At 61.5% G+C, this 21,954-nt stretch carries 15 protein-coding genes and 1 pseudogene; 8 read left to right on the top strand and 8 right to left on the bottom strand.

The window, feature by feature from the left end; genetic code table 11:
* Positions 1-4,082: 4,082 nt before the first annotated feature.
* From ABH924_RS10885 to rpmH, 8 genes are all read right to left on the bottom strand, one after another.
* A complete protein-coding gene (locus ABH924_RS10885) occupies positions 4,083-5,270 on the bottom strand; it encodes a ParB/RepB/Spo0J family partition protein (RefSeq protein ID WP_404498720.1) in 1,188 nt (395 codons plus the stop codon).
* Between the two features lie 67 nt (positions 5,271-5,337).
* Positions 5,338-6,393, bottom strand: a complete 1,056-nt coding sequence (locus tag ABH924_RS10880) for a ParA family protein (protein WP_234752959.1) — start codon at positions 6,391-6,393, stop codon at positions 5,338-5,340.
* A gap of 86 nt (positions 6,394-6,479) precedes the next feature.
* Complete coding sequence (rsmG, locus tag ABH924_RS10875) at positions 6,480-7,130, bottom strand: 16S rRNA (guanine(527)-N(7))-methyltransferase RsmG (RefSeq protein ID WP_404498718.1); 651 nt, start codon at positions 7,128-7,130, stop codon at positions 6,480-6,482.
* A 6-nt stretch (positions 7,131-7,136) separates the two neighbouring features.
* Positions 7,137-7,712: a protein jag gene (locus tag ABH924_RS10870; RefSeq protein ID WP_404498716.1), complete on the bottom strand. Its 576-nt coding sequence runs from the start codon at positions 7,710-7,712 to the stop codon at positions 7,137-7,139.
* Positions 7,712-8,689 (bottom strand): membrane protein insertase YidC, encoded by a 978-nt coding sequence (gene yidC, locus ABH924_RS10865; RefSeq protein WP_404498714.1) that lies wholly within the window; start codon positions 8,687-8,689, stop codon positions 7,712-7,714. Before yidC ends, ABH924_RS10870 begins: the two co-directional genes overlap by 1 nt.
* A 17-nt stretch (positions 8,690-8,706) precedes the next feature.
* A complete protein-coding gene (gene yidD, locus ABH924_RS10860; RefSeq protein WP_404498712.1) occupies positions 8,707-9,105 on the bottom strand; it encodes a membrane protein insertion efficiency factor YidD in 399 nt (132 codons plus the stop codon).
* Positions 9,098-9,505 carry a ribonuclease P protein component gene (rnpA, locus tag ABH924_RS10855; RefSeq protein WP_404498710.1) on the bottom strand — a complete coding sequence of 136 codons (408 nt, stop codon included), beginning with the start codon at positions 9,503-9,505 and terminating at the stop codon, positions 9,098-9,100. The genes yidD and rnpA overlap by 8 nt, the downstream gene beginning before the upstream one ends.
* 40 nt (positions 9,506-9,545) lie before the next feature.
* Complete coding sequence (gene rpmH, locus ABH924_RS10850; RefSeq protein ID WP_011776797.1) at positions 9,546-9,683, bottom strand: 50S ribosomal protein L34; 138 nt, start codon at positions 9,681-9,683, stop codon at positions 9,546-9,548.
* Positions 9,684-10,148: 465 nt separating this feature from the next.
* On the opposite strand from rpmH, the gene dnaA reads away from it, so the two are divergent.
* The 8 genes and pseudogenes from dnaA to ABH924_RS10810 all read left to right on the top strand — a co-directional run bounded on the left by dnaA (position 10,149) and on the right by ABH924_RS10810 (position 21,931).
* A complete protein-coding gene (gene dnaA / locus ABH924_RS10845; RefSeq protein ID WP_234752965.1) occupies positions 10,149-11,570 on the top strand; it encodes a chromosomal replication initiator protein DnaA in 1,422 nt (473 codons plus the stop codon).
* A gap of 533 nt (positions 11,571-12,103) precedes the next feature.
* Positions 12,104-13,228 carry a DNA polymerase III subunit beta gene (gene dnaN, locus ABH924_RS10840; protein ID WP_404498708.1) on the top strand — a complete coding sequence of 375 codons (1,125 nt, stop codon included), beginning with the start codon at positions 12,104-12,106 and terminating at the stop codon, positions 13,226-13,228.
* Positions 13,229-13,300: 72 nt separating this feature from the next.
* A pseudogene (gene gnd, locus ABH924_RS10835) lies at positions 13,301-14,209 on the top strand (phosphogluconate dehydrogenase (NAD(+)-dependent, decarboxylating)); the annotation flags it as partial.
* 23 nt (positions 14,210-14,232) lie between these two features.
* Complete coding sequence (gene recF, locus ABH924_RS10830) at positions 14,233-15,426, top strand: DNA replication/repair protein RecF (protein ID WP_404498706.1); 1,194 nt, start codon at positions 14,233-14,235, stop codon at positions 15,424-15,426.
* Positions 15,413-15,967 carry a DUF721 domain-containing protein gene (locus ABH924_RS10825; protein WP_234752970.1) on the top strand — a complete coding sequence of 185 codons (555 nt, stop codon included), beginning with the start codon at positions 15,413-15,415 and terminating at the stop codon, positions 15,965-15,967. The genes recF and ABH924_RS10825 overlap by 14 nt, the downstream gene beginning before the upstream one ends.
* Positions 15,968-16,364: 397 nt before the next feature.
* Positions 16,365-18,440, top strand: a complete 2,076-nt coding sequence (gyrB, locus tag ABH924_RS10820; protein ID WP_308193874.1) for a DNA topoisomerase (ATP-hydrolyzing) subunit B — start codon at positions 16,365-16,367, stop codon at positions 18,438-18,440.
* A 63-nt stretch (positions 18,441-18,503) separates the two neighbouring features.
* Positions 18,504-21,239, top strand: coding sequence for a DNA gyrase subunit A (gene gyrA / locus ABH924_RS10815; RefSeq protein ID WP_404498703.1), 2,736 nt, complete (start codon positions 18,504-18,506; stop codon positions 21,237-21,239).
* Positions 21,236-21,931: a DUF3566 domain-containing protein gene (locus ABH924_RS10810; protein WP_404498701.1), complete on the top strand. Its 696-nt coding sequence runs from the start codon at positions 21,236-21,238 to the stop codon at positions 21,929-21,931. The genes gyrA and ABH924_RS10810 overlap by 4 nt, the downstream gene beginning before the upstream one ends.
* The last annotated feature ends 23 nt before the right edge of the window (positions 21,932-21,954 follow it).

Raw genomic sequence — 21,954 nt, 5'->3', positions numbered from 1 at the left:
AGGGATACAGCGTCTAGCCGTAGCTCCTACGCCCGGAACTAGCTTGGAGCCGAGTTCGTGACGGCACCCGACGCAATTCTGCATCGATGAGCATTGGCGTGATATTTGCCCTCAATCACCGCACTGTAGCCGGCGCCCAGCTCACTCCGATCGAGTTACGGACCCGGACTTCGACAGGCCCCATTCCTACCTCCCCTTCGCGAGCCCGCACTCTCCGGCGCTGACAAGAGCTGGCGCTAGAAGAATCGAACGCGGGGATGGGTGGACGGAGGCGGGAGATGGAGCTTCCCGGTTTGGTCCTGAGCGCAGGCTCACCCGCACGTACCGAAGGGCGAGTTCGTATATGGGGGTGCGGGGCCCGATCATTCGTCACGCTGAAAATCGGGACGGCAATTCCAATAGGCGAGGAGTTCGCCAGCCGTGAGCCTGCGGATCGCCCACAGGTCTTTGCCCCTCTATGCACTGACGAAATCTCGACTCGGCACAGGCGTCCGCAGCTTCGATATCATTTGAAAGGGCGAACCATTGCGCACTGGTTCTGCGGTCCGGGCACCCAGGTCGACGGCATACCCCCGTCACCATGCACAGAGTAGGCGAGCGTGTGGTCCGTTGGATGGCAGCACTGGGGCCTCGTCGTCCCAACGGCTACTTCCGCCTCAGTGTTGTATTGGTGTGCCTCTGCCTCTGGGCGGCCGCAGCGCGTCGTTCTCATCAGGTTAGAAAATATCTCTGCCATCGGCGGGCGCCGGGGCGGGCGCCGTTTCACGTGAAACATGACGAGACCATAGTGCTCAAACTCGATCACGCTGAGCTCGGGAGGCGCCAGAAATCCGGAGGCTGCTGACCAAGATACGGGCACTAGTACACAGCATGAGGCCGACCTTCCGGGGAAGTCGCATCGGGGCCGCGAAGGATATCCACCGACGGGCCCAAAGTTATGCACATAGTTATCCACAGCGATATCCACCGTCAAAAAAGACCGGTCCGAACAATTCCCCGAGCGTGGTAATGAGCACGTCCAGTCGGAACCAAGGCGGCGCCCAGACCTTCACATGGAATCAGACTTACCTTGGGTCGCGAATGCGCCCGAAAGCCTAGGAATCGCCCAAAATCAGTTCAAATTTGGGTGAGAATGGCGAGTTTGAAGACGATGGCTATGTTTCACGTGAAACAGCGCCGTCGAAGAGCACGAGCACCACGCGAGTACCACCGCCGGCCGGATCGATCCTCGCTGAGTCCACACCGTCGACCCCTCCACCCGACCGACTTATCAACAAAGTTATCCACAGCGATATCCACCGTTGCTCTGCGACTTTTCAACAGCGGTTAGTCAGGGTCAAGAAGGTGTGGGCATCGCGCGAGCGGAGGAAATTTGCTTCTTCGCATGCCGAGAAGGCGCTCACACCGCGCCTCGATTTTCCGCGACCGTCGGCGTCCAGGATCGTCGATAGTCCCAAGCGGCCTTCGGGACGTAGTGACTCGCGTAGTCTCAATGCTCCGACGATGACCAATCTAGAGCCTCATACGGCCGCTTCCATGCCTCCAGAATTTGGATACCGATGTGAACAAGCAGGAGGTTCGCACGGAGAGTTTGCACCAACCATACCGCAGATCCGCCCGGCCAGAATCTGCCAGGCACGAGCGTCCCGGGTCGAGGCCAAATCCATATACGCCACGGACTGCGGTATTGATGTCGCGTTCCCTACGAGTGGGTCGCCATTCAGCTTGCTTCGGATCAGTCACATCGCAGACACACACGGGCGAAGCAAAAGTGCAGTCGCGGCGGGATCGCGGTCACGCAGGAGAGGGTACGACCGCTCAAAGCTCGAGGGGAGATGCAGGCATAACGCACCTGGGGGGCTAGCTGCTCTCAGCTTCATCCCAAACAATCTCGGCAACTGGCACCAATGACACAATCGACCTGTCCGCTTACCGGCGTGGCCGCCGGTCTCGGCTCCAACACCGACACCGCCACCGCCACACGTTAACCCCCCGAGTCGCTCGGGACTAGAGGGGGACTGCGATCACGTTGTGTCTTGAACCGCTGGCAATACTGACCATCGATTCATGACGCCCGGCTGACTGAACAGGCTGGACGATTCCCCCAACGGTTCCGGACGGTCAGGAACGATCATCGGCTCGATGACGGAACACTTTGGTTCGTGCCAATCTAATGTTCAAGCCAATAGGGGATTAGTACCCGAGCGCTGGCCCCGACCTCATGCCGCAGATGTCAGCGTCCAAAGGGAGGTCGGCGTCAGCTAGATCCGGACGCTGCAGTGGCGATCACCCGCAGTCCCAAACACGCATCAGCAACCAGGGGTTGCAGTCAGCAAGCACTCCACCTAATGCTGCCTTGTCGCGGTTAGCTCCCGCCCCTGACTTCCCACCGGTCGGCGCCAGGTCGTGGTTATCCCCAGTTCCAGACGGCCAGAACGCCCTCAAACGCTGCACACAGTCGTGCGTACCCGCCACCGGACCGACCCCGAGCACCGTTAGCGCCCGACACGAACAGGCTGGGGCTGGACCCCGGCTCACGCTGGAGCCAATTCGCCCTCAAGAAGGCTCGCCGGAAGTTCGATTCTCAGTGTCACGCACGCCCACTAAGATTGCTTCCTGCCCTGCCGCTCGCATCGAATTGCTCCTATCGCCGAGTGTGGTACCAGTCCACCAAGAGGGAGATCAGGGCGAAGAATGGTGATTTCGAAGCTCGGGGACCAGAGGTGGCAAGACCTAGCCGAGCCTATCGCTACTAGGGGGACTTTCCTCCGTGTCTCGAACCGTAGGCGCCGCATTCCTTGAGATGCCTGATGGGGGCGTGGCAGAATGCCTGAGCTCCCCTTCTAGGCGCTGAGTGGATAAAAGCAAGCCGAGAAACCATCAGCTTCTGAGCCGTCAGGCAGAGCAGCGTCGCTGATCATTCACCTCGTACTGCGAGTCAACTACCAATTATCGAGGCATGTGCTGGTGAGTCGATCCCGGCCCGGCCTGCAACTCACGGTTTCACGTGAAACAAACCGAGTCGACCGTCCAGCCCAGAGTGACTGACAGACTGACTGACGTGTCCACGCCCTGGCCCAGCTCAGGCTCGACGGACCCCAACGGTTGAGTCAACTGTTTCACGTGAAACATCCGACGCCTCCATTAGGCACAGGAGGCGCCGATTTCCTTGGTCCAGCATGCTCGGGCAGTTACGTCGTCTCTGGCTGAAGTTGATGAGCAGGGTCCGGAGCTGTGCGGGTGAGAAGTGTGATTCGAACCTTCCTTAGGCGCTGTCCGCCAAACCGGCCTTTCGACGGCACGACACAAAAGAACGAGAGTGGAAATATACCGGGCGCCCAAAACCAGATCCGCCAAGGATGGCAGATGCCCGTGTCGACCAGGAAGAATCTAGCGAGACCGCCGAGGTTCGAACGTTGGAGATCCAGGCGAACGTCAATTGAAGGCAGGCGAGCCTTGTTGTTTCACGTGAAACGCGAACACACATGCTCGCAAAGGAAGCGGGCAGCCTGCACCCCACGCTCAGGGTAGCTCGAAGTTGCGCGCCACGGAGGCATAGTCCAGTCAGCTCGAACGGAAGCATTCGAGAGGGCCTTCAAGTGTCCTATCGCCGAAAGGAGGCCAAAATTGGCCAACTTCTTTGTGCGAACGAAAGGCTGGACTCCAATCTTCCTACCCTCCAAATCTTGTTCGTTTCACGTGAAACGCTTGATTTGATCCGCGACATCCCCGGTCGTTCCAAGCGCGAGAGTCATCGGACGCGACGTCCGGCGAAGAGCTCTCATAAAAAGATGGAGGCCACACCCCGCGTGAAGGCTTACGGACTCTTCAGGGCTAAGCGTGCCGGCGCGCTCCAGTTGCAGGAGAAGGGCCGCAACCGGCCACACGTGCAGTACAGGCAATCGATCTCAGATAGCTACCCACAGCCACGCACAGCCCTCGAGAGCGCCTGCACGGCGCTCCCTCAACGATAGACCTCGCTCGTGAATCGAACGATTTCCGCACACCCCTCGAGCAACTCTTAAATGAAAATGGGGCCTGCCTCCGCAGAAGCAAACCCCAATTCCGTAGAAATCGAGCGCCTAGCCTTCATCTCCGGGCGACAAAACATCCATGATGCGGTTCAGATCTTCAACACTGGCAAACTCAATGCTGACTCGACCTTTTCGGGCACCCAGGGTGATCTTCACGTTGGTGTCCAGTCGATCGGAAAGAGAAGAAGCAAGATAGTCGAGGCGCTCATGGCGTGCATTGCGGCGCGGGATGCTGTTCTTCGGCGGCACTGTAGGATCCTGGTACAACGCCACCGCTTCTTCAGTGGCCCGTACGGACATCCCCTCGGAGACGATCTTCTGCGCGAGGCGCTCCATCGCGGCTGCGTCCGGAAGAGCGAGCAATGCACGTGCATGGCCGGCCGAGAGCACACTGGCCGCGACGCGCCGTTGCACGAGGGGAGGAAGTTTAAGGAGACGAAGAGTGTTAGACACCTGCGGCCGCGAACGTCCGATCCGATCGGCCAGCTGCTCGTGGGTGGTACCGAAGTCCTCCAGGAGCTGCTGGTAGGCAGCTGCTTCTTCCAGGGGGTTCAGTTGGCTGCGGTGGAGGTTCTCCAGCAAGGCATCGCGCAGGAGGTCGTCATCGTTGGTATCGCGAACAATCGCGGGTATGGTTTCGAGCCCGGCGGCCTGTACAGCCCTCCATCGCCGCTCACCCATCACCAGTTCGTATGGTTCTCCACCCTTTTCGGTTGAAGTACGTACAACAATTGGCTGGAGGACGCCTATTTCCTTGACGGAGTGAACCAGCTCCGCCATGTCGTCCTCATCGAAGACGCTGCGCGGTTGCTTGCGGTTGGGGTGGATGTCCCCGACAGGGATTTCGGCGAAGCGCGCCCCGGGAACCTCGACTAGTTGGACCTCGGGCAATTCCGCGGGAAGCGACTCAGAAAAACCGTCATCGGTAGTAGCCTCGGCCCGCTCAGACGCGGCCGCGCCGTCACCGGCGGTGACCTTCGCGGCGGGCGACTTCGCAGGAGGAGTCTTTGCCGCCGTCGTACTATTTGACGAAGAGCCTCGTGAAGGCGAGCTCTTCGCTACTTCGGTTTCAGGCACCTCAGGGGTATCCACCGTCTCCTGGGCCTTGCGCGCCTCAGGGAAGAAGAGGTCCACTGGGCGGGACGTCGGAACGCCATTGCCCGATGCACCAGCCGAAGCGGAGCTGGGAATGAGAGCCCCAAGACCCCTACCCAGGCCTCGTCGCTTTTCGCTCATTAGTATGTCCCTCCGGTGGAATGGCAAGAATAGAGCCCGCCAAGGATATTGCAGTGATTAAGGAAGTCTAGCGCTCGGCGATTTCCGCGGCGGCTTCCATGTAGGACAACGCGCCGCTGGATGACGGATCGTAGGTCATCACCGTCTGTTGATAGCTCGGAGCTTCCGAGATGCGCACGGAGCGTGGAACCACGGCGCCGAGAACCTGCTCCGGAAAATGTTGGCGGACTTCGGAAGCCACCTGCGCGGCCAGATTGGTGCGGCCGTCATACATAGTGAGGAGGATGGTGGAAACGACCAGATCAGCATTGAGGTGCTTCTGGATCATTTCGATGTTCTTGAGCAACTGGCTCAGGCCTTCCAATGCGTAGTACTCACACTGGATGGGAATGAGTACCTCGCTGGCCGCGCAGAAGGCGTTGACGGTCAGCAGGCCCAGGCTGGGCGGGCAGTCGATGAAGATGAAGTCCAGGCGAGCTTCACCGTTCTTCGCGCGTTCCTTCGAATACACATCGATTGCGCGGCGCAGGCGCTGCTCGCGTGCAACGAGGGAAACCAGTTCAATTTCAGCGCCCGCCAGGTGAATGGTTGCCGGCGCGCAGATGAGATTGGGAATGTCAGGGCAAGGAGCCACAACGTCACGCAGCGGAAGGTCGTTGATCAGCACATCGTAAATACTGTCGACGTCGGCGTGGTGTTCAATACCAAGAGCCGTCGATGCATTGCCTTGGGGATCGATGTCGATCACCAGGACATTGAGTCCAGCGGAAGCCAAGGCGGCCGCAATGTTGACCGTCGTGGTGGTCTTTCCGACGCCGCCCTTTTGATTGGACACGGTAAAAATACGGGTTTTCTCCGGCTTGGGAAGCTCCCGCCCCACCAGCCGTTCGCGACGTCGGGTCTCGTTGGCGAGCTGGCGCGCAATGGGGCTGGAGTCGTCGATGGAGTCCATGACGTTGTCGTGTCCGACAATCAGCGTTTCACGTGAAACAGCGGCGTTTGCAACCGAATTCGTGCGCATCAGCGCAGATTCAAAGGACGCCGAGGGTGCAGCCATGGCCCGAGCCGACCCCAAGGAAATAAATGGCGGGATCCGCTGGGTGGAGGTTTCGCTACTGCCCACTGTCACACTCTCACTCTCATTCGGCTCTAGCTGCCGTTCTCTAGCTTAACCGCTCAGTTGCGGACACGCGGGACACAGCGCCGAAACTAAGTGATCTTCCGCTGTTTGTTAACGACGATCCTCACCACTGTGGTGGGTTCTTCCAAGAGCTCCTGCCCACAAACCACAACAGACGTTTCCACGCCGCCGAGCCTGCGGATGACTTTCGCAGCTTGCTCAATCTCCTCGGCAGCACTGCGGCCCTTGATCGCAACCACTTCACCCTTGCCGTTAAGCAAGGGAATGGTCAAACCAGCGAGCTTGGACAGGGCAGAGACAGCCCTGGCCGTGACAACGTCCGCGTCGACCATTCCCACTGCGAGCTCTGCCCGGGTGCGCATGACGGTGACATTGCCCAGCCCGAGGTCGTCCACCACTTCCTGAAGCCAAATGACGCGTCGCTCCAGGGGTTCGATCAGCGTGAGTTCAAGATCGGGACGTGCAATCGCCAAGCACAAGCCGGGAAGCCCGGCGCCGGAACCGACGTCTGCAACGTGGCTGCCATGGGCTATTGCCGACTCGATGACGGCGCAATTGAGAACGTGCCGGCTCCACAGGCGGGGAACCTCGCGCGGGCCAATCAGCCCGCGCTCGGTTCCTGATGTCGCCAAATGTTCTACGTACCGCCGGGCGAGACCAAGCCGGTCACCGAAGATCTTCTCTGCCGCCTGGAGTTCGGCTGCCGTGATTTCAACCATGATCCGCTAGTCGGCCGAAACCACGATGTGGCGGCCAGCGCCTTCGCCCTCGGACTCGGATACGAAACCGAGGTCCGCAACAGCATCGTGCACAATCTTGCGCTCGTAGGCGCTCATAGGTGCAAGCGCCACAGAGGCGCCGGTCTCCTTGACCTTCGCGACGGCGTCTTCAGCAATCTGCTGCAGATCGCCGGCACGTTCCTTGCGGTAACCGTTGATGTCGAGCACCAGGCGGGAACGGCTCTCGGTCGCCGACAGCACGGACAGGCGAGCAAGTTCCTGAAGGGCTTCGAGCACTTCACCGTCGCGGCCTACCAGGCTCTCAAGCCCCTCGGAGTCGTCTTCGGCCGCGATGGAGATGTAGGTGCGGCCATTGCGAACCTCAATGTCGATGTCGCCGTCGATATCGGCAATGTCGAGGAGTTCCTCAAGGTAGTCTGCGGCGATGTCGCCCTCTTCCTCGAGGCGGCTCACGGAAGTTCCCCTGCCGGCAGCAGCGCCTTCTTCGGAAGTTTCTTCTGTGGCTTCTGCCAGTTCCCCGGCGGCAGCGGCCGTTGCCTCTTCGGTGCTTTCAACAGACATTACTTCTTCTTCCTGTTCTTACGTTGTGGCTGGATGCGCTGCTGTGCCTTGACCTCGACGGCGGCCACTTCGGCAGCGACGTCTGCGTCCTTCTTACCGCCCAAGAGGGGGTGGGACGGCAAGCCCTTGGCGGCGCGACGCTCAGCAAGCGCCCTCGCCGCGGGGGAACCCGGCGTCGGCATGCGGCGGATGACAAAGAACTGCTGGCCCATGGTCCAAAGGTTGGTGGTGGTCCAGTAGATGAGCACACCAATCGGGAAGTTGATGCCACCCACACCGAAGACGAGCGGCAGGATGTAGAGCATCATCTTCTGCTGGCGCATGAACGGGCTGGCCATCGCCTCTTCGGACATGTTCTTGGCCATGATCTGTTTCTGGGTGATGAACTGCGACGCCGTCATGGCCAGGATCATCACGATGGAGAGGATCCACACGATCGTCTGATCGGCTCCGGGGAGACCACCGCCGTGAAGCAAGGAAGCCGAGAGCGGTGCGCCGAAGATGCTGGATTCGTCGAACTGCACCACCTGGTCGTGACTCAGGGCGCCGATGCCGATACCGCTCTGGCGGGCCTGGGTGATACCGGAAAGCACCTGGAACAGCGCGAAGAAGAACGGCATCTGGATCAGCATGGGCAAACAAGCGGAGAACGGGTTGGTTCCGTGCTTCTTGTACAGCGCCATCTGTTCCTGCGCCATCGCCTGGCGGGAGAGCTGGTCAGTCTTGCCCTTGTACTTTGCCTGCATCTTCTTCAGGTCAGGCTGAAGCAGCTGCATGCCACGCTGTGCCTTGATCTGCTTCACGAAGACAGGGATCAGGGCGGCACGGATCACCAGCACCAAGCCGATGATGGACAGCGTCCAGGTCCAGCCGTTCTCCGGCGGCAGGCCAATGAAACTCAGCCCGTCGTGGAACCCCAGCATGATCGCGGACACTAGCCACTTGAACGGGGCCAGAATTGTTCCAAAGATGTCCATACGTTTTCCCTATTTCCTCAGGCCGCTGTGCGGCGACCGTCTTCATCAGACCACACAGCCAGGAACTGGTCCGGGTTGTTCAGTACAACAATTGTGGGCGTCTGGCCTTCGGGCCAGTGACGATGTCCGGCGGGGACGTGGTCCACGCCGCCGGCGTTCCAGGGGTGGCAACGCGCAAGGCGCCGCGCTGCGAGCCAACTTCCCTTGACGGCACCATGCACCGTCACCGCTTCGAGTGCATACGCCGAGCAGGATGGGAAGAATCGGCACACCTGGCCGTACAAGGGAGAGATGATCCTGCGATACGTCTTCAACAAGATGATGAGGACGTTGCGCGGCAGCTCCCACAGAAATTTTCCGAGGATCCCCGGGGCGACTCTAAAGAAGCGGACGACGGCGGAGCTCAGCTCATGCACGCGGTGTCCCTTCCGTTGTGGTGCCCTGGGTGGGCGAAACAACTCGCGGAGAGGATCCGCCGAGCCGTTTCGTGGTTGCCGCCAAGGCGGCGTTGTAATCCGTCAGCAGCTGGTCCCAGCTCGCTGTCGCAGCCGCGGGCAACGCCCGGACCACAACAGCAAGACCCGTGCCATGCCTATTCAAAGACAAAGCACCTGCTTCTCTCAGTCTCCTCTTAACGAGGTTCCTGGTCACAGCGTTCCCGACAGCTTTGGAAACGATGAAGCCGATGCGGCTCGGTTCTCCGGCACCAATAGATGCCGTATATAACACTAAGTTCCGGCGTCCATTGCGGACGCCGGAACGTACAGTTGTTGAAAAGTCGGTAGAAGTCCGTAGACGGTTATGGGCGGCTAGCACCTATTAACTCGCTTGGAAGGCTGACCGACGAGTCAGTTATTTAGGCCGACAGTTCGACGCGGCCCTTGCCACGACGGGCGGCCAGGATGGCACGGCCGGCACGGGTGCGCATACGAAGGCGGAAGCCATGCTTCTTGGCCCGACGGCGGTTATTCGGCTGAAAAGTCCGCTTGCTCACGTTAGTTACTCCAGTGGATCAAAGGTGCGCCCACCCGATCAAAAGGGGAAGAACTGGCCGACGCTAAGTTTATTGAGTATCCGCCGCCGCCCAACGCCGGATTTACCGGAGATGCGGGCGGTCAAAAAGCGGACACATAGGACTTCACAACGTTAGGGCAAAAAGACCCTCCAGGTCAAACCGGGAGCCGCAGTGCCCGCTATCCCCAGCTGTGGCTAACTACCCCCGCCAGCCTGTGGATGAAGTGGCTCACAGACCCCGTTTCAGAACCACAACGGTGTAATTATCCACAAGCTTCTTCCCAGCTATCTTCTGGAGTTTCCATCCCCTAGAGTGTCTCAGTAGCCGATTATCCACGGACTGTGCATAACCCTGTGGATTCGGTTCGGAATCCACGCCCTTTGATCGGCCACGGACCTTCGGCTGCCGCAATCCAGGCAAGCAAGCACTCGAGGGAACCAATTGATGACGGTAGACGAAGCCAACCACGCCAACACGGTCGGAAGTTCCTGGCGGCGGGTGCTGAGCCTGCTGGAACAAGACGATCGCGTCACACCCCGGCAGCGTGGTTTCGTCATCCTTGCGCAGGCGCAAGGCCTGATCGGCTCCACCCTTCTGGTGGCCGTACCCAACGAGCTGACCCGCGAGGTTCTCCAGACGCAAGTCAAGGACGCCCTCGATGACGCCCTCCGCAGCGTGTTTTCCGACGACATCCGGTGCGCGATCGACGTCGACACGGATCTGGTGCCCATCCACGAAGAGCCGGTGCCCGCCGTCGAACTCTCTTCCGCGAACGACCTGGCCGTCGAACTGAAGCCGCAGCCCACACCGCCGAGTACTTCGCACGAATTCGGCCGGCTCAACCCGAAGTACGTCTTTGACACCTTCGTGATCGGTTCTTCCAACCGCTTTGCCCATGCTGCGGCGGTCGCGGTCGCGGAAGCACCGGCCAAGGCTTACAACCCGCTGTTCATCTACGGTGATTCCGGGCTCGGCAAGACGCACTTGCTGCACGCGATCGGCCACTATGCCCGCCGTCTCTACAGCGGCATCCGGGTACGCTACGTGAATTCCGAAGAGTTCACCAACGACTTCATCAACTCCATCCGCGACGACGAAGGCGCCAGCTTCAAGACCACGTACCGCAACGTCGACGTGCTCCTGATTGACGACATCCAGTTCCTGGCAGGCAAGGACCGGACGCTCGAGGAGTTCTTCCACACCTTCAACGCCCTGCACAACAACAACAAGCAGGTGGTCATCACCTCGGACCTCCCGCCCAAGCAACTGGCCGGCTTCGAGGACCGCATGAAGTCCCGTTTCGAATGGGGCCTGCTGACCGATATCCAGCCGCCGGAACTCGAAACCCGCATTGCGATCCTCCGCAAGAAGGCCCAGAGCGAGGGATTGTCCGCCCCCGACGACGCCTTGGAGTACATCGCTTCCAAGATCTCCAGCAACATCCGCGAGCTCGAAGGCGCGCTGATCCGCGTCACTGCGTTCGCCAGCCTCAACCGCCAGCCCGTCGATGTGGCCCTCGCCGAAATGGTGCTGAAGGACCTGATCACCGACGACGGCGCCCAGGAGATCACGGCCGACCAGATCCTGAAGCAGACGGCCGAGTACTTCAAGCTCAGCATGGAAGAGCTTTGCAGCAAGTCCCGCACGCGCACCTTGGTGACCGCGCGGCAGATCGCCATGTACCTGTGCCGCGAGCTCACGGACATGTCCCTGCCGAAGATCGGCCAGGAGCTTGGCGGCCGCGACCACACCACAGTGATCCACGCAGACCGCAAGATTCGCGAACTGATGGCCGAGCGCCGTGTGATCTACAACCAAGTGACTGAGCTGACCAACCGCATCAAGCAGCAGCAACGCGATTCCTGACTCACTCCCTCGAGGTACTACATACCTTATTAACAGGCACATGTGGATAAGCCTGTGGATACTTAAGGGGACAAGCACGGTTAATGGGCTTAAAACCCTTAAGCCGTCTGTGGATCGTTAAAAACGGGCCTGGGGGTTATCCACGTCCACACCCTGTTTAAAACCCCTGTCACCCACATATGGTGAACAGGGCTTAACCGCGGAACTGCGGGTCCAGGGGCGGTTATCCACAGTTTCCACAGGGGTTATTAACACTACTAATCCCAAAAAATGAATTCCCTCAAATAACAATCTCCTTCCGCCCACCCAACGCCGCAGCCCGTGGCTGCTTCGAACCACAAGCCAGCAGGCCGGGGATGGGTTAATGCCCGAAGTTCCGGCTAAGCTGTCTGCATCGCGTCCATCCTTGGCGCTGCTTTGTAGTTCGCTCGCTGCGGACCATGCAGCTTTCGGGTTCCGGGCGCTGGTTTTCGGGGCTCCTGGGGGAGTTTCCGGTGGAACACTGGCAGCAGCAATGAAAGGCGGCACCTTCCGTGAAGTTCAGAGTCGAGCGGGATGTCCTGGCAGAAGCCGTCACATGGACAGCCCGGTCCTTGTCTCCGCGGCCGCCCGTCCCGGTACTCTCAGGTCTCCTGCTCAAGGCAGAAGCCGGAACAGTGAGTCTCTCGAGCTTTGACTACGAGACCTCCGCGCGCCTTGAGATTCCAGCTGACGTCACCACCGAGGGAACCATCCTGGTTTCCGGGCGCCTTTTGGCAGATATCTGCCGCAGCCTCCCATCGGCTCCTGTCGAAATCGAAACCGATGGCAGCAAGGTCACCCTCACGTGCCGTCGAAGCAGCTTCCATCTCGCCACAATGCCGGAATCCGAATACCCGCCGCTTCCGGCGCTTCCCGCCATCAGTGGAACCTTGCCCGGCGACGCCTTCGCCCAGGCTGTTTCGCAGGTCATCATCGCCGCAAGCCGGGATGACACCCTGCCGATCCTCACCGGTGTCCGGATGGAGATCGAGGATGACATGATCACCCTCCTCGCCACGGACCGTTACCGCCTCGCCATGCGAGAAGTACCGTGGAAGCCCGTCACCCCGGGAATTTCCACGAGTGCCCTGGTGAAATCCAAGACCCTCAACGAGGTAGCCAAGACCCTCGGTAGCAGCGGCGACATCCATCTCGCCCTCGCCGATGACGACAGCCGGCTCATTGGCTTCGAAAGCGGCGGGCGCACCACCACTTCCTTGCTCGTTGACGGCGACTACCCCAAAATCCGGTCCTTGTTCCCGGATTCCACGCCGATCCACGCAACGGTCCAAACGCAGGAACTCGTTGAAGCCGTTCGTCGCGTGTCCCTGGTCGCCGAACGAAACACGCCGGTTCGCCTGGCGTTCACGCAGGGCCAACTGAGTCTCGACGCCGGTACCGGCGAAGACGCGCAGGCATCCGAGGAACTGGAAGCCCAGCTCAGCGGTGAAGACATCACGGTGGCGTTCAACCCGCATTACCTCGTGGAAGGCCTGAGCGTGATCGAGACCAAGTTCGTGCGCTTCTCCTTCACCACGGCGCCCAAGCCGGCCATGATCACCGCGCAGGTTGACGCCGACGGCGATGACAAGGGCGACTACCGCTACCTCGTCATGCCCGTCCGCCTCCCCAACTGACTGGCAGTAGTTGTCGTTCCGGGCTCCCAAAACGACAACAACTGCGAGTCAGTCGGGTCACTACCAAAACAACCAACGCAGAAAAGAGTTCACACGGTGCACATCGGACTGATCGGCCTTGGAAAAATGGGTTTCAACATGCGCGAACGCATGCGCAAGGGCGGAATCGAGGTCACTGGTTTTGACCGCAATCAGGACATCGCCGACGTCGCGTCCGTTGACGAACTGATTGCTGCCCTTCCGACGCCGCGTCTGGTCTGGGTCATGGTTCCCTCCGGCGACATCACCGATGCCGTGATCAGCGAACTCGGCGAGAAGCTTTCTGCCGGTGACATGGTGATCGACGGCGGCAACTCACGCTTCACCGAAGACCAGAAACACGCCGCTTTCCTGGACTCCAAGGACATCCGCTTCGCCGATTGCGGCGTGTCGGGAGGCGTCTGGGGCCTGCAGAACGGCTACGGACTCATGGCAGGCGGCGCGGATGAGGACATCGAACTGGCCATGCCGGTGTTCGACGCGCTCCGTCCCGAAGGCGATCGTGCCGACAGCTTCGTCCACGTGGGCGGCGTGGGAGCGGGCCACTACGCCAAGATGGTCCACAACGGCATCGAATACGGTCTGATGCAGGCCTACGCCGAAGGCTACGAGCTGCTCGCGGCCAAGGACATCATCAAGGACCTGCCCGGCACCTTCCGGGCCTGGCAAAAAGGCACGGTTGTCCGTTCCTGGCTGTTGGACCTCATGGTCAAAGCCTTGGACGAAGATCCGGGCCTGGCCTCCATCGGGGACTACGTCGAGGACTCCGGCGAGGGACGATGGACCGTTGAGGAAGCCATTGCCAACGCGATCCCCGCCCCGGCAATCACCGCCGCGCTCTTCGCCCGCTTCTCCTCCCGCGAGGACAACTCGCCGGCGATGAAGATGGTGTCTGCGCTGCGCAACCAGTTCGGCGGACACGCCACCCGTCCGGCCAACTAGGCCCCGGTCGACCAGCAGTACGCGTGTACCTCGAACATCTTTCGCTGACCGATTTCCGCAGCTACGCGCAGGTTGACCTCAAGCTCGGCCCCGGTGTCACGGTCCTGGTGGGGTTCAACGGCATCGGCAAGACGAACCTCGTGGAAGCCATCGGATACCTGGCCACCCTGAGTTCACACCGTGTCAGCACGGATGCGCCCCTCCTGCGCTTCGGGACGGACCGCGCGTTGATCCGGGCGAAGCTAGTCCGCGGGGAACAATCGACGGTGGTCGAGCTCGAAATCAATGCCGGCCGTGCCAACCGTGGCCGGATCAACCGCGGAAATCCTGTACGTGCCCGAGACATCCTGGGCATTTGCCAGACGGTGCTTTTCGCCCCTGAGGACCTCGCCTTGGTCAAGGGTGATCCGTCCAACCGCCGGCGCTTCCTCGACGAACTGCTGGTGAGCCTGATGCCGGTGCACGCGGCGACCCGCAGCGACTACGACCGCGTGCTCAAACAGCGCAACGCCCTGCTGAAATCGGCCCGCACCGGCAAATTCACCTCGGGCCACGAAGCAACGCTCGATGTTTGGGACCAACACATGGCGCGGGCCGGCGCGGAACTTCTGCATGCACGGCTGGAACTCGTTGAACGGCTCCGACCCCACCTCAAGAGTGCTTACGCGCAACTGACGGATGGCTCCAAAGAAGCGGGCGCGGTCTACCGCTCCACCATCCAGGGCGTGTTGGACGACGACGGCGGTCCCGCCGAGGGTCTCCCTGACGGTTCGGAGGGGGTTGAGGACCTCCGCTTGCTGTCCGTGGAGCAACTTACCGAGCGCTACGTCCAGGCCTTCGCTGCCTCGCGCCGCAAGGAGTTGGAACGCGGGATTTCCCTGGTCGGACCCCACCGCGACGAACTCGAACTGGTTCTGGGCCAGGCTCCGGCCAAGGGCTATGCCTCCCATGGTGAAACTTGGTCCATGTGCCTCTCCCTGCGCTTGGCCTCGTACTACGTCATGCTCGATGACACCCGCACCGGCGGTTCCGCCCCGATCCTCATCCTCGACGATGTGTTCGCCGAACTGGACGTCCAGCGCAGGCGTAAACTGGCTGCAATAGTGGCCGGCGCCGAACAGGTTTTGGTGACGGCCGCCGTCGACGCCGACATTCCCGAGGAATTGGCGGGGCGACGCGTGAAGGTTGTGCCCGGAGGCATTGATGGAGAAGGATAGCCCCGGCGGACGCCAGCCGGGCAGGGACCCTGACGAGATTGACGCTGCCCAATCAGCTTTGAATCGGATGCGCGAAGCGGCGGCCGCGCGGGGCGAAATCCGCCGCGCTGCCCCGCGGACGGGCGCCGCTCCTAAACGCAAGGGCGTCCGCGATACCCGCGGATTCAGCCAATTCCACGGCACCGGCCGGGATCCGCTTGGCTTGGGGAAAGTCGTCGGGAGGCTCGTGGCCGAACGGGGCTGGACGTCTCCGGTGGCCGTGGGTTCCGTGATGGCCGAGTGGGATGCCTTGGTGGGACCGGAGATTTCCGCGCATTGCACCCCGGAGAGCTTCACCGACACCACGCTCCATGTCCGCTGCGATTCCACCGCCTGGGCAACGCAGCTCAGGCTCCTGAGCACCAGCCTGCTGGACATGTTCCGAAGGGAACTCGGAGACGGAGTGGTGACGTCCATTCAAGTGCTCGCGCCCACCGCACCGAGCTGGCGCAAGGGCGGCCGAAGCGTCAATGGGCGGGGCCCCCGGGATACCTACGGGTAACTTCCTCGGCACCCGCGTCAGCGGATTTGCTTGAACGGCGCACAGGGGCGAGAAACCTCCCCGGACCGTACAGCTCCCTAGAGGGTGCCGTTTTGGCGGCTTGCAGATGGGGCCAGCGGCCTCCCAGAGCTAGTTTCCTGAGCATATGGGCCGGGTTTTGCAAGGAACTGCGCCCAGTCACGATAGAATCGGCATAGACAACTGGGCGCCGGTGAACGTTGATTGGCTCCGCTGAACAGCACTTGTAAAAGCGGATCCGCCAATGACGAAGTAGCCGGCGTTAGCAGTGACGTCCCTGTTGGCGGCTGCCGTATCCCTGTGGTGTGTCCTGACGGACGTGCTTTCTTGGTGCGGTGACGGCTGGCGACCATCGAACACGGAGGAGTCGAAAGCGCCTGTGGCTAACGACAATGCAGAGACCTTGGCAGTAGATCCCGCGAAGGAGAACGCCCATAAGCCTGACACACCCTCGGGGTCCAAGGAGTACGGTGCGAGCGACATTACCGTTCTTGAGGGTCTCGAAGCGGTGCGTAAGCGCCCGGGTATGTACATCGGATCCACAGGCCCGCGTGGCCTCCACCACTTGGTGTACGAAGTGGTGGACAACTCGGTGGACGAGGCCCTTGCCGGGTACTGCAGCCACATTGAAGTGACTCTCCAGGCCGACGGCGGCGTCAAGGTCGTGGACGATGGCCGTGGCATCCCGGTGGATATGCACCCCACGGAGAAGAAGCCGACCGTCGAAGTTGTCATGACGATCCTGCACGCCGGCGGCAAGTTCGGCGGCAGCGGCTATGCCGTGTCCGGTGGCCTCCACGGCGTCGGTATTTCCGTTGTCAACGCACTTTCGCGCAGGGTCGACACCGAGGTGCGTCGCCAGGGACACGTTTGGCGGATGACCTTCGCCGACGGCGGCAAGCCACAGGGTGGGCTCGTCCAGGGCGAAGCAACGGACCAGACCGGAACGTCCCAGACGTTCTACCCGGACGGCACCATCTTCGAGAGCACCGATTTCGATTTCGAAACCCTCCGCGCGCGATTCCAGCAGATGGCCTTCCTCAACAAGGGCTTGCGCATTACCCTCACGGACGAGCGCCCTGTCGCAGGAGCAGGCGACGATGACCTGGATCTTGACGCAGTTGTCACCGACGGCGAAGTGGCGGCAGAACACCGGACGGTGGTTTACCAGTACAACGACGGTCTGCTCGACTACGTGAAGCACCTGAACTCGAACAAGAAGGTGGACATCGTCCACGAGGACGTCATTGCCTTTGAAACCGAAGACACTGAGCGGCACATCGCCGTCGAGGTCGCGATGCAGTGGACCACGGCCTATTCCGAGAGCGTCCACACTTACGCCAACACCATCAACACCCACGAGGGCGGCACCCACGAAGAAGGTTTCCGTGCCGCGATGACTTCGCTCATCAACCGCTACGCGCGCGAGAAAACCATCATCAAGGAAAAGGATGACAACCTCACCGGTGACGACATCCGGGAGGGCCTCACAGCCGTCATCTCGGTGAAGTTGTCTGAACCCCAGTTCGAGGGCCAGACCAAGACCAAACTGGGTAACTCCGAGGTCAAGGGCTTCGTCCAACGGGTGGTCACCGACCAGCTTGGCGACTGGTTGGAACGAAACCCCGGCCCGGCCCGTGACGTCATCCGCAAGGCTGTCCAGGCCGCCCAAGCCCGCATGGCCGCCCGCAAGGCGCGCGACAACGCACGTCGCAAGAGCCCGCTGGAATCCTTCGGCATGCCGGGCAAACTGTCCGATTGCTCCTCAAAGGACCCCGCACGCTGCGAGGTCTACCTCGTCGAGGGTGACTCCGCCGGCGGTTCGGCCAAGCGCGGACGTAACCCCGAGACCCAGGCCATCCTGCCGCTGCGCGGCAAGATCCTGAACGTGGAGCGGGCACGCCTGGACAAGGCCCTCGGCAACAACGAAGTCCAGTCCATGATCACTGCCTTCGGAACCGGGATCGGCGAGGACTTCGACATCTCCAAGCTGCGGTACCACAAGATCGTCCTGATGGCCGATGCAGACGTGGACGGCCAGCACATCACCACGCTGCTCATGACCTTGCTGTTCCGCTACATGCGTCCGCTGATCGAGAACGGCTACGTCTACCTCGCCCAGCCGCCGCTGTACCGCATCAAGTGGTCGAACGCTCCTCACGACTACGTCTACAGCGACCGTGAACGCGACGCCAAGCTGGTCTCCGGCCAGGCCGCCGGCCGCCGGATCCCGAAAGACAACGGCATCCAGCGCTACAAGGGCCTCGGCGAAATGGACTACACCGAACTCTGGGACACCACCATGGACCCGGACCACCGCACGCTCCTGCAAGTCACCATGGACGATGCCCTGGCGGCGGACCAGACCTTCTCCGTGCTGATGGGTGAGGACGTGGAATCGCGCCGGAACTTCATTCAGCAGAACGCCAAGGACGTCAGGTTCCTGGATATCTAGAGACTTCAAAGCCCCTAGGAATATTCCAGTACTGACATATACCTGAAACGGAAATCATAAACTATGAGTGAAGAAACACCCGAGGTTCCCGCCGAGTCGGCCGGCATTCCGGAACCCGTACTTGAGGGCGATGTGCTGACCGACCGCGTGGACCAGGTCGATCTGCAGACGGAAATGCAGCGTTCCTACCTGGACTATGCCATGGCGGTTATCGTTGGCCGTGCGCTTCCGGATGTCCGCGACGGCCTGAAGCCCGTCCACCGCCGAGTGCTCTACGCGATGTTCGACGGCGGTTACCGCCCGGACCGCTCCTTCAACAAATGCGCCCGCGTGGTGGGCGAGGTCATGGGCCAGTACCACCCGCACGGTGACACCGCGATCTACGACGCCCTGGTCCGCCTCATCCAGGACTGGACGATGCGCTATCCGCTGGCGCTGGGCCAGGGCAACTTCGGTTCCCCGGGCAACGACGGCGCCGCGGCTCCGCGATACACCGAGACCAAGATGGCCCAGCTGGCCATGGAGATGGTCCGCGACATCGACGAGGAAACCGTCGACTTCCAGGACAACTACGACGGCAAGAACCAGGAACCCACCATCCTGCCGGCGCGTTTCCCCAACCTGTTGGTCAACGGCTCCTCAGGCATCGCCGTCGGCATGGCCACCAACATCCCGCCGCACAACCTGCGCGAAGTCGCCGACGGCGTGCAGTGGTATCTGGCCAACCCGACGGCCAGCCGTGAAGAGCTGCTTGAGGCGTTGCTCGTGCGCATCAAGGGTCCGGACTTCCCGACCGGTGCCACCATCCTCGGCCACAAGGGCATCGAGGACGCGTACAGGACGGGCCGCGGCTCCATCACCATGCGCGCCGTAGTGAACGTCGAGGAACTCCAGGGCCGCACGTGCCTGGTGGTCACCGAACTTCCGTACCAGGCAAACCCGGACAACCTGGCGATCAAGATCGCCGAACTGGTCAAGGACGGCAAGATCCAGGGCATCGCGGACCTCCGCGACGAGACGTCCGGCCGCACCGGACAGCGACTGGTGATCGTGCTCAAGCGGGACGCCGTGGCCAAGGTGGTGCTCAACAACCTCTACAAGCACACCCAGCTGCAGGACAATTTCGGTGCCAACATGCTGGCGATCGTCGACGGAGTACCCCGTACCCTGAGCCTGGACGCCTTCATCCGGCACTGGGTGGCCCACCAGGTGAGCGTCATTGTCCGGCGGACACGCTACCGCCTGCGCAAGGCCGAGGAAGAGGCGCACATCCTGCGCGCACTTCTCAAGGCTCTGGACATGCTGGACGAGGTTATCGCGCTCATTCGCGCCTCCAACACCACCGAAGCTGCCCGCGATGGCCTGATGGGGCTGCTGGACATTGACGAGCTCCAGGCGCGCGCCATCCTCGACATGCAGCTCCGCCGCCTTGCCGCGTTGGAACGGCAGAAGATCCAGGACCGGCACTCCGAGCTTGAGGCCATGATCACGGAGTTCAACTCGATCCTTGCCTCCGAGCAGCGCCAGCGCGACATCATCAGCCAGGAGCTGGCTGAGATCGTGGCCAAGCATGGTGATGACCGCCGGACCCACATCCTCATGGGCTTCGACGGTGACATGTCCATGGAAGACCTCATCCCCGAGGAAGAAGTGGTGGTCACCATCACCCGCGGCGGATACGTCAAGCGCACCCGCAGTGACAACTATCGTTCGCAGCAGCGAGGCGGCAAGGGCGTCAAGGGTGCCCAGCTTCGCGGCGACGATGTCGTCGAGCACTTCTTCGTCACAACCACGCACCACTGGTTGCTGTTCTTCACCAACCTGGGCCGCGTGTACCGGGCCAAGGCGTACGAGCTTGCCGAGGCCGGCCGTGACGCCAAGGGACAGCACGTGGCAAACCTGTTGGCCTTCCAGCCGGACGAGCACATCGCCCAGGTCCTTGACTTGCGCGACTATGAGCAGGCCCCGTACTTGGTGCTCGCCACCAAGAACGGCCTTGTGAAGAAGACGCGCCTGGAAGACTACGACACCAACCGCACGGCCGGCGTCATCGCCATCAACCTTCGGGATGAGGACGAGCTTGTCTCGGCGCAGCTTGTGTCCGAAACCGACGATCTTCTCCTGGTTTCCCGCAAGGGCCAGTCGATCCGCTTCACGGCCACCGACGAGGCACTGCGTCCCATGGGGCGCGCCACCTCGGGTGTGACCGGCATGAAGTTCCGTGAAGACGACGAACTCCTCGCGGCCGACGTGGTCCAGGACGGCTCGTTCGTGTTCGTGGTGACCGAAGGCGGATACGCCAAGCGCACCGCCGTCGAGGAGTACCGGCTCCAGGGCCGAGGCGGCCTGGGCATCAAGGTGGCCAAGCTCCAGGAAGAGCGAGGCGACCTTGTCGGTGCGTTGATCGTCAACGAAGAAGACGAAGTCCTGGTGGTCATGGAGGGTGGCAAGATTGTCCGCTCCGCCGTGGCCGGTGTTCCTGCCAAGGGCCGTGACACCATGGGCGTCATCTTCGCGAAGCCTGACAAGAACGACCGCATCATCGAGGTGGCCCGCAACAGCGAACGCGGCCTCGAGGAGTCCGACGACGATCAGGGCGAGGGCACAGACGACGCCTCAAGCGTCAATAGTGTCGAAAATCCCGCCGGAGGAACGTCCGAGGCGGACGATGACGTAACGTTGGCTGCAAACGGCGGCGCCGATCAGGCGACCGCGACGGCCGAATCGGGATCGGCCGCAGGATCCGGTAATGGGTCCGGCGTCGAGCTGAACGAAGACAACACCGGAGGTAACGAGTGAGCAATTCGGACTCATATCCCAAGCCGAGTACGGGTGTCCCTGGAGGATTGCGGCAGCCGTCGGCTACTCCGCGGGTAGACGCACCGGCCCGTCCCCAGCAGCGCCCTGTGGCATCCTCTTCGGGTGCGGCAGGAACTGGCGCGGAGAGGGTCCCAGGTCAGCGCCCGGCCGTTCCCGGTCAGCGCCCGGCCGTCCCAGGCCAGCGTCCCGCAGGAACGCAGCGCCCGGCGGGTCAGCGTCCCGCCGCGCCCGGCCAGAGGCCCGTGCAGGGCCAGCAGCGCCCCGCCCCCGGGGCTCCAGGGCTTGTGAAGCCGGCACCCAAGGCGAAGGTTCGCCGCGCCCGCCTGCTCGTCAGCAAGGTTGATCCGTGGTCTGTCCTGAAGATGGCGTTCCTGTTGTCCGTTGCCTTGGGCATCGTGACTGTGATTGCCGCAATCGTGCTTTGGACGGTTCTGGACCTCACGGGCATTTTCAACCAGGTGGACAGCCTTCTGGGCACCCTGGCAGGCTCGGAAAGCGGTGGCTTCGAACTCAAGAAGGTCGCTTCGCTCGGACAGGTCGCCTCTTTCGCCACCATCATTGCCGTGGTGAATGTTGTGTTGCTGACTGCCCTGTCCATGCTGAGCGCCGTGCTTTATAACATTGCCGCAACACTCGTGGGCGGCATTGGCGTGACCCTCACCGACGACTAACCCAAACGGTCGGAAATTGAGGG

Source organism: Arthrobacter sp. GAS37 (assembly GCF_044908325.1).
GTDB classification, from domain to species: domain Bacteria; phylum Actinomycetota; class Actinomycetes; order Actinomycetales; family Micrococcaceae; genus Arthrobacter; species Arthrobacter ramosus.
Note: the sequence above shows the minus strand (reverse complement) of the source record. Positions and strands in the feature narration are given on the sequence as shown.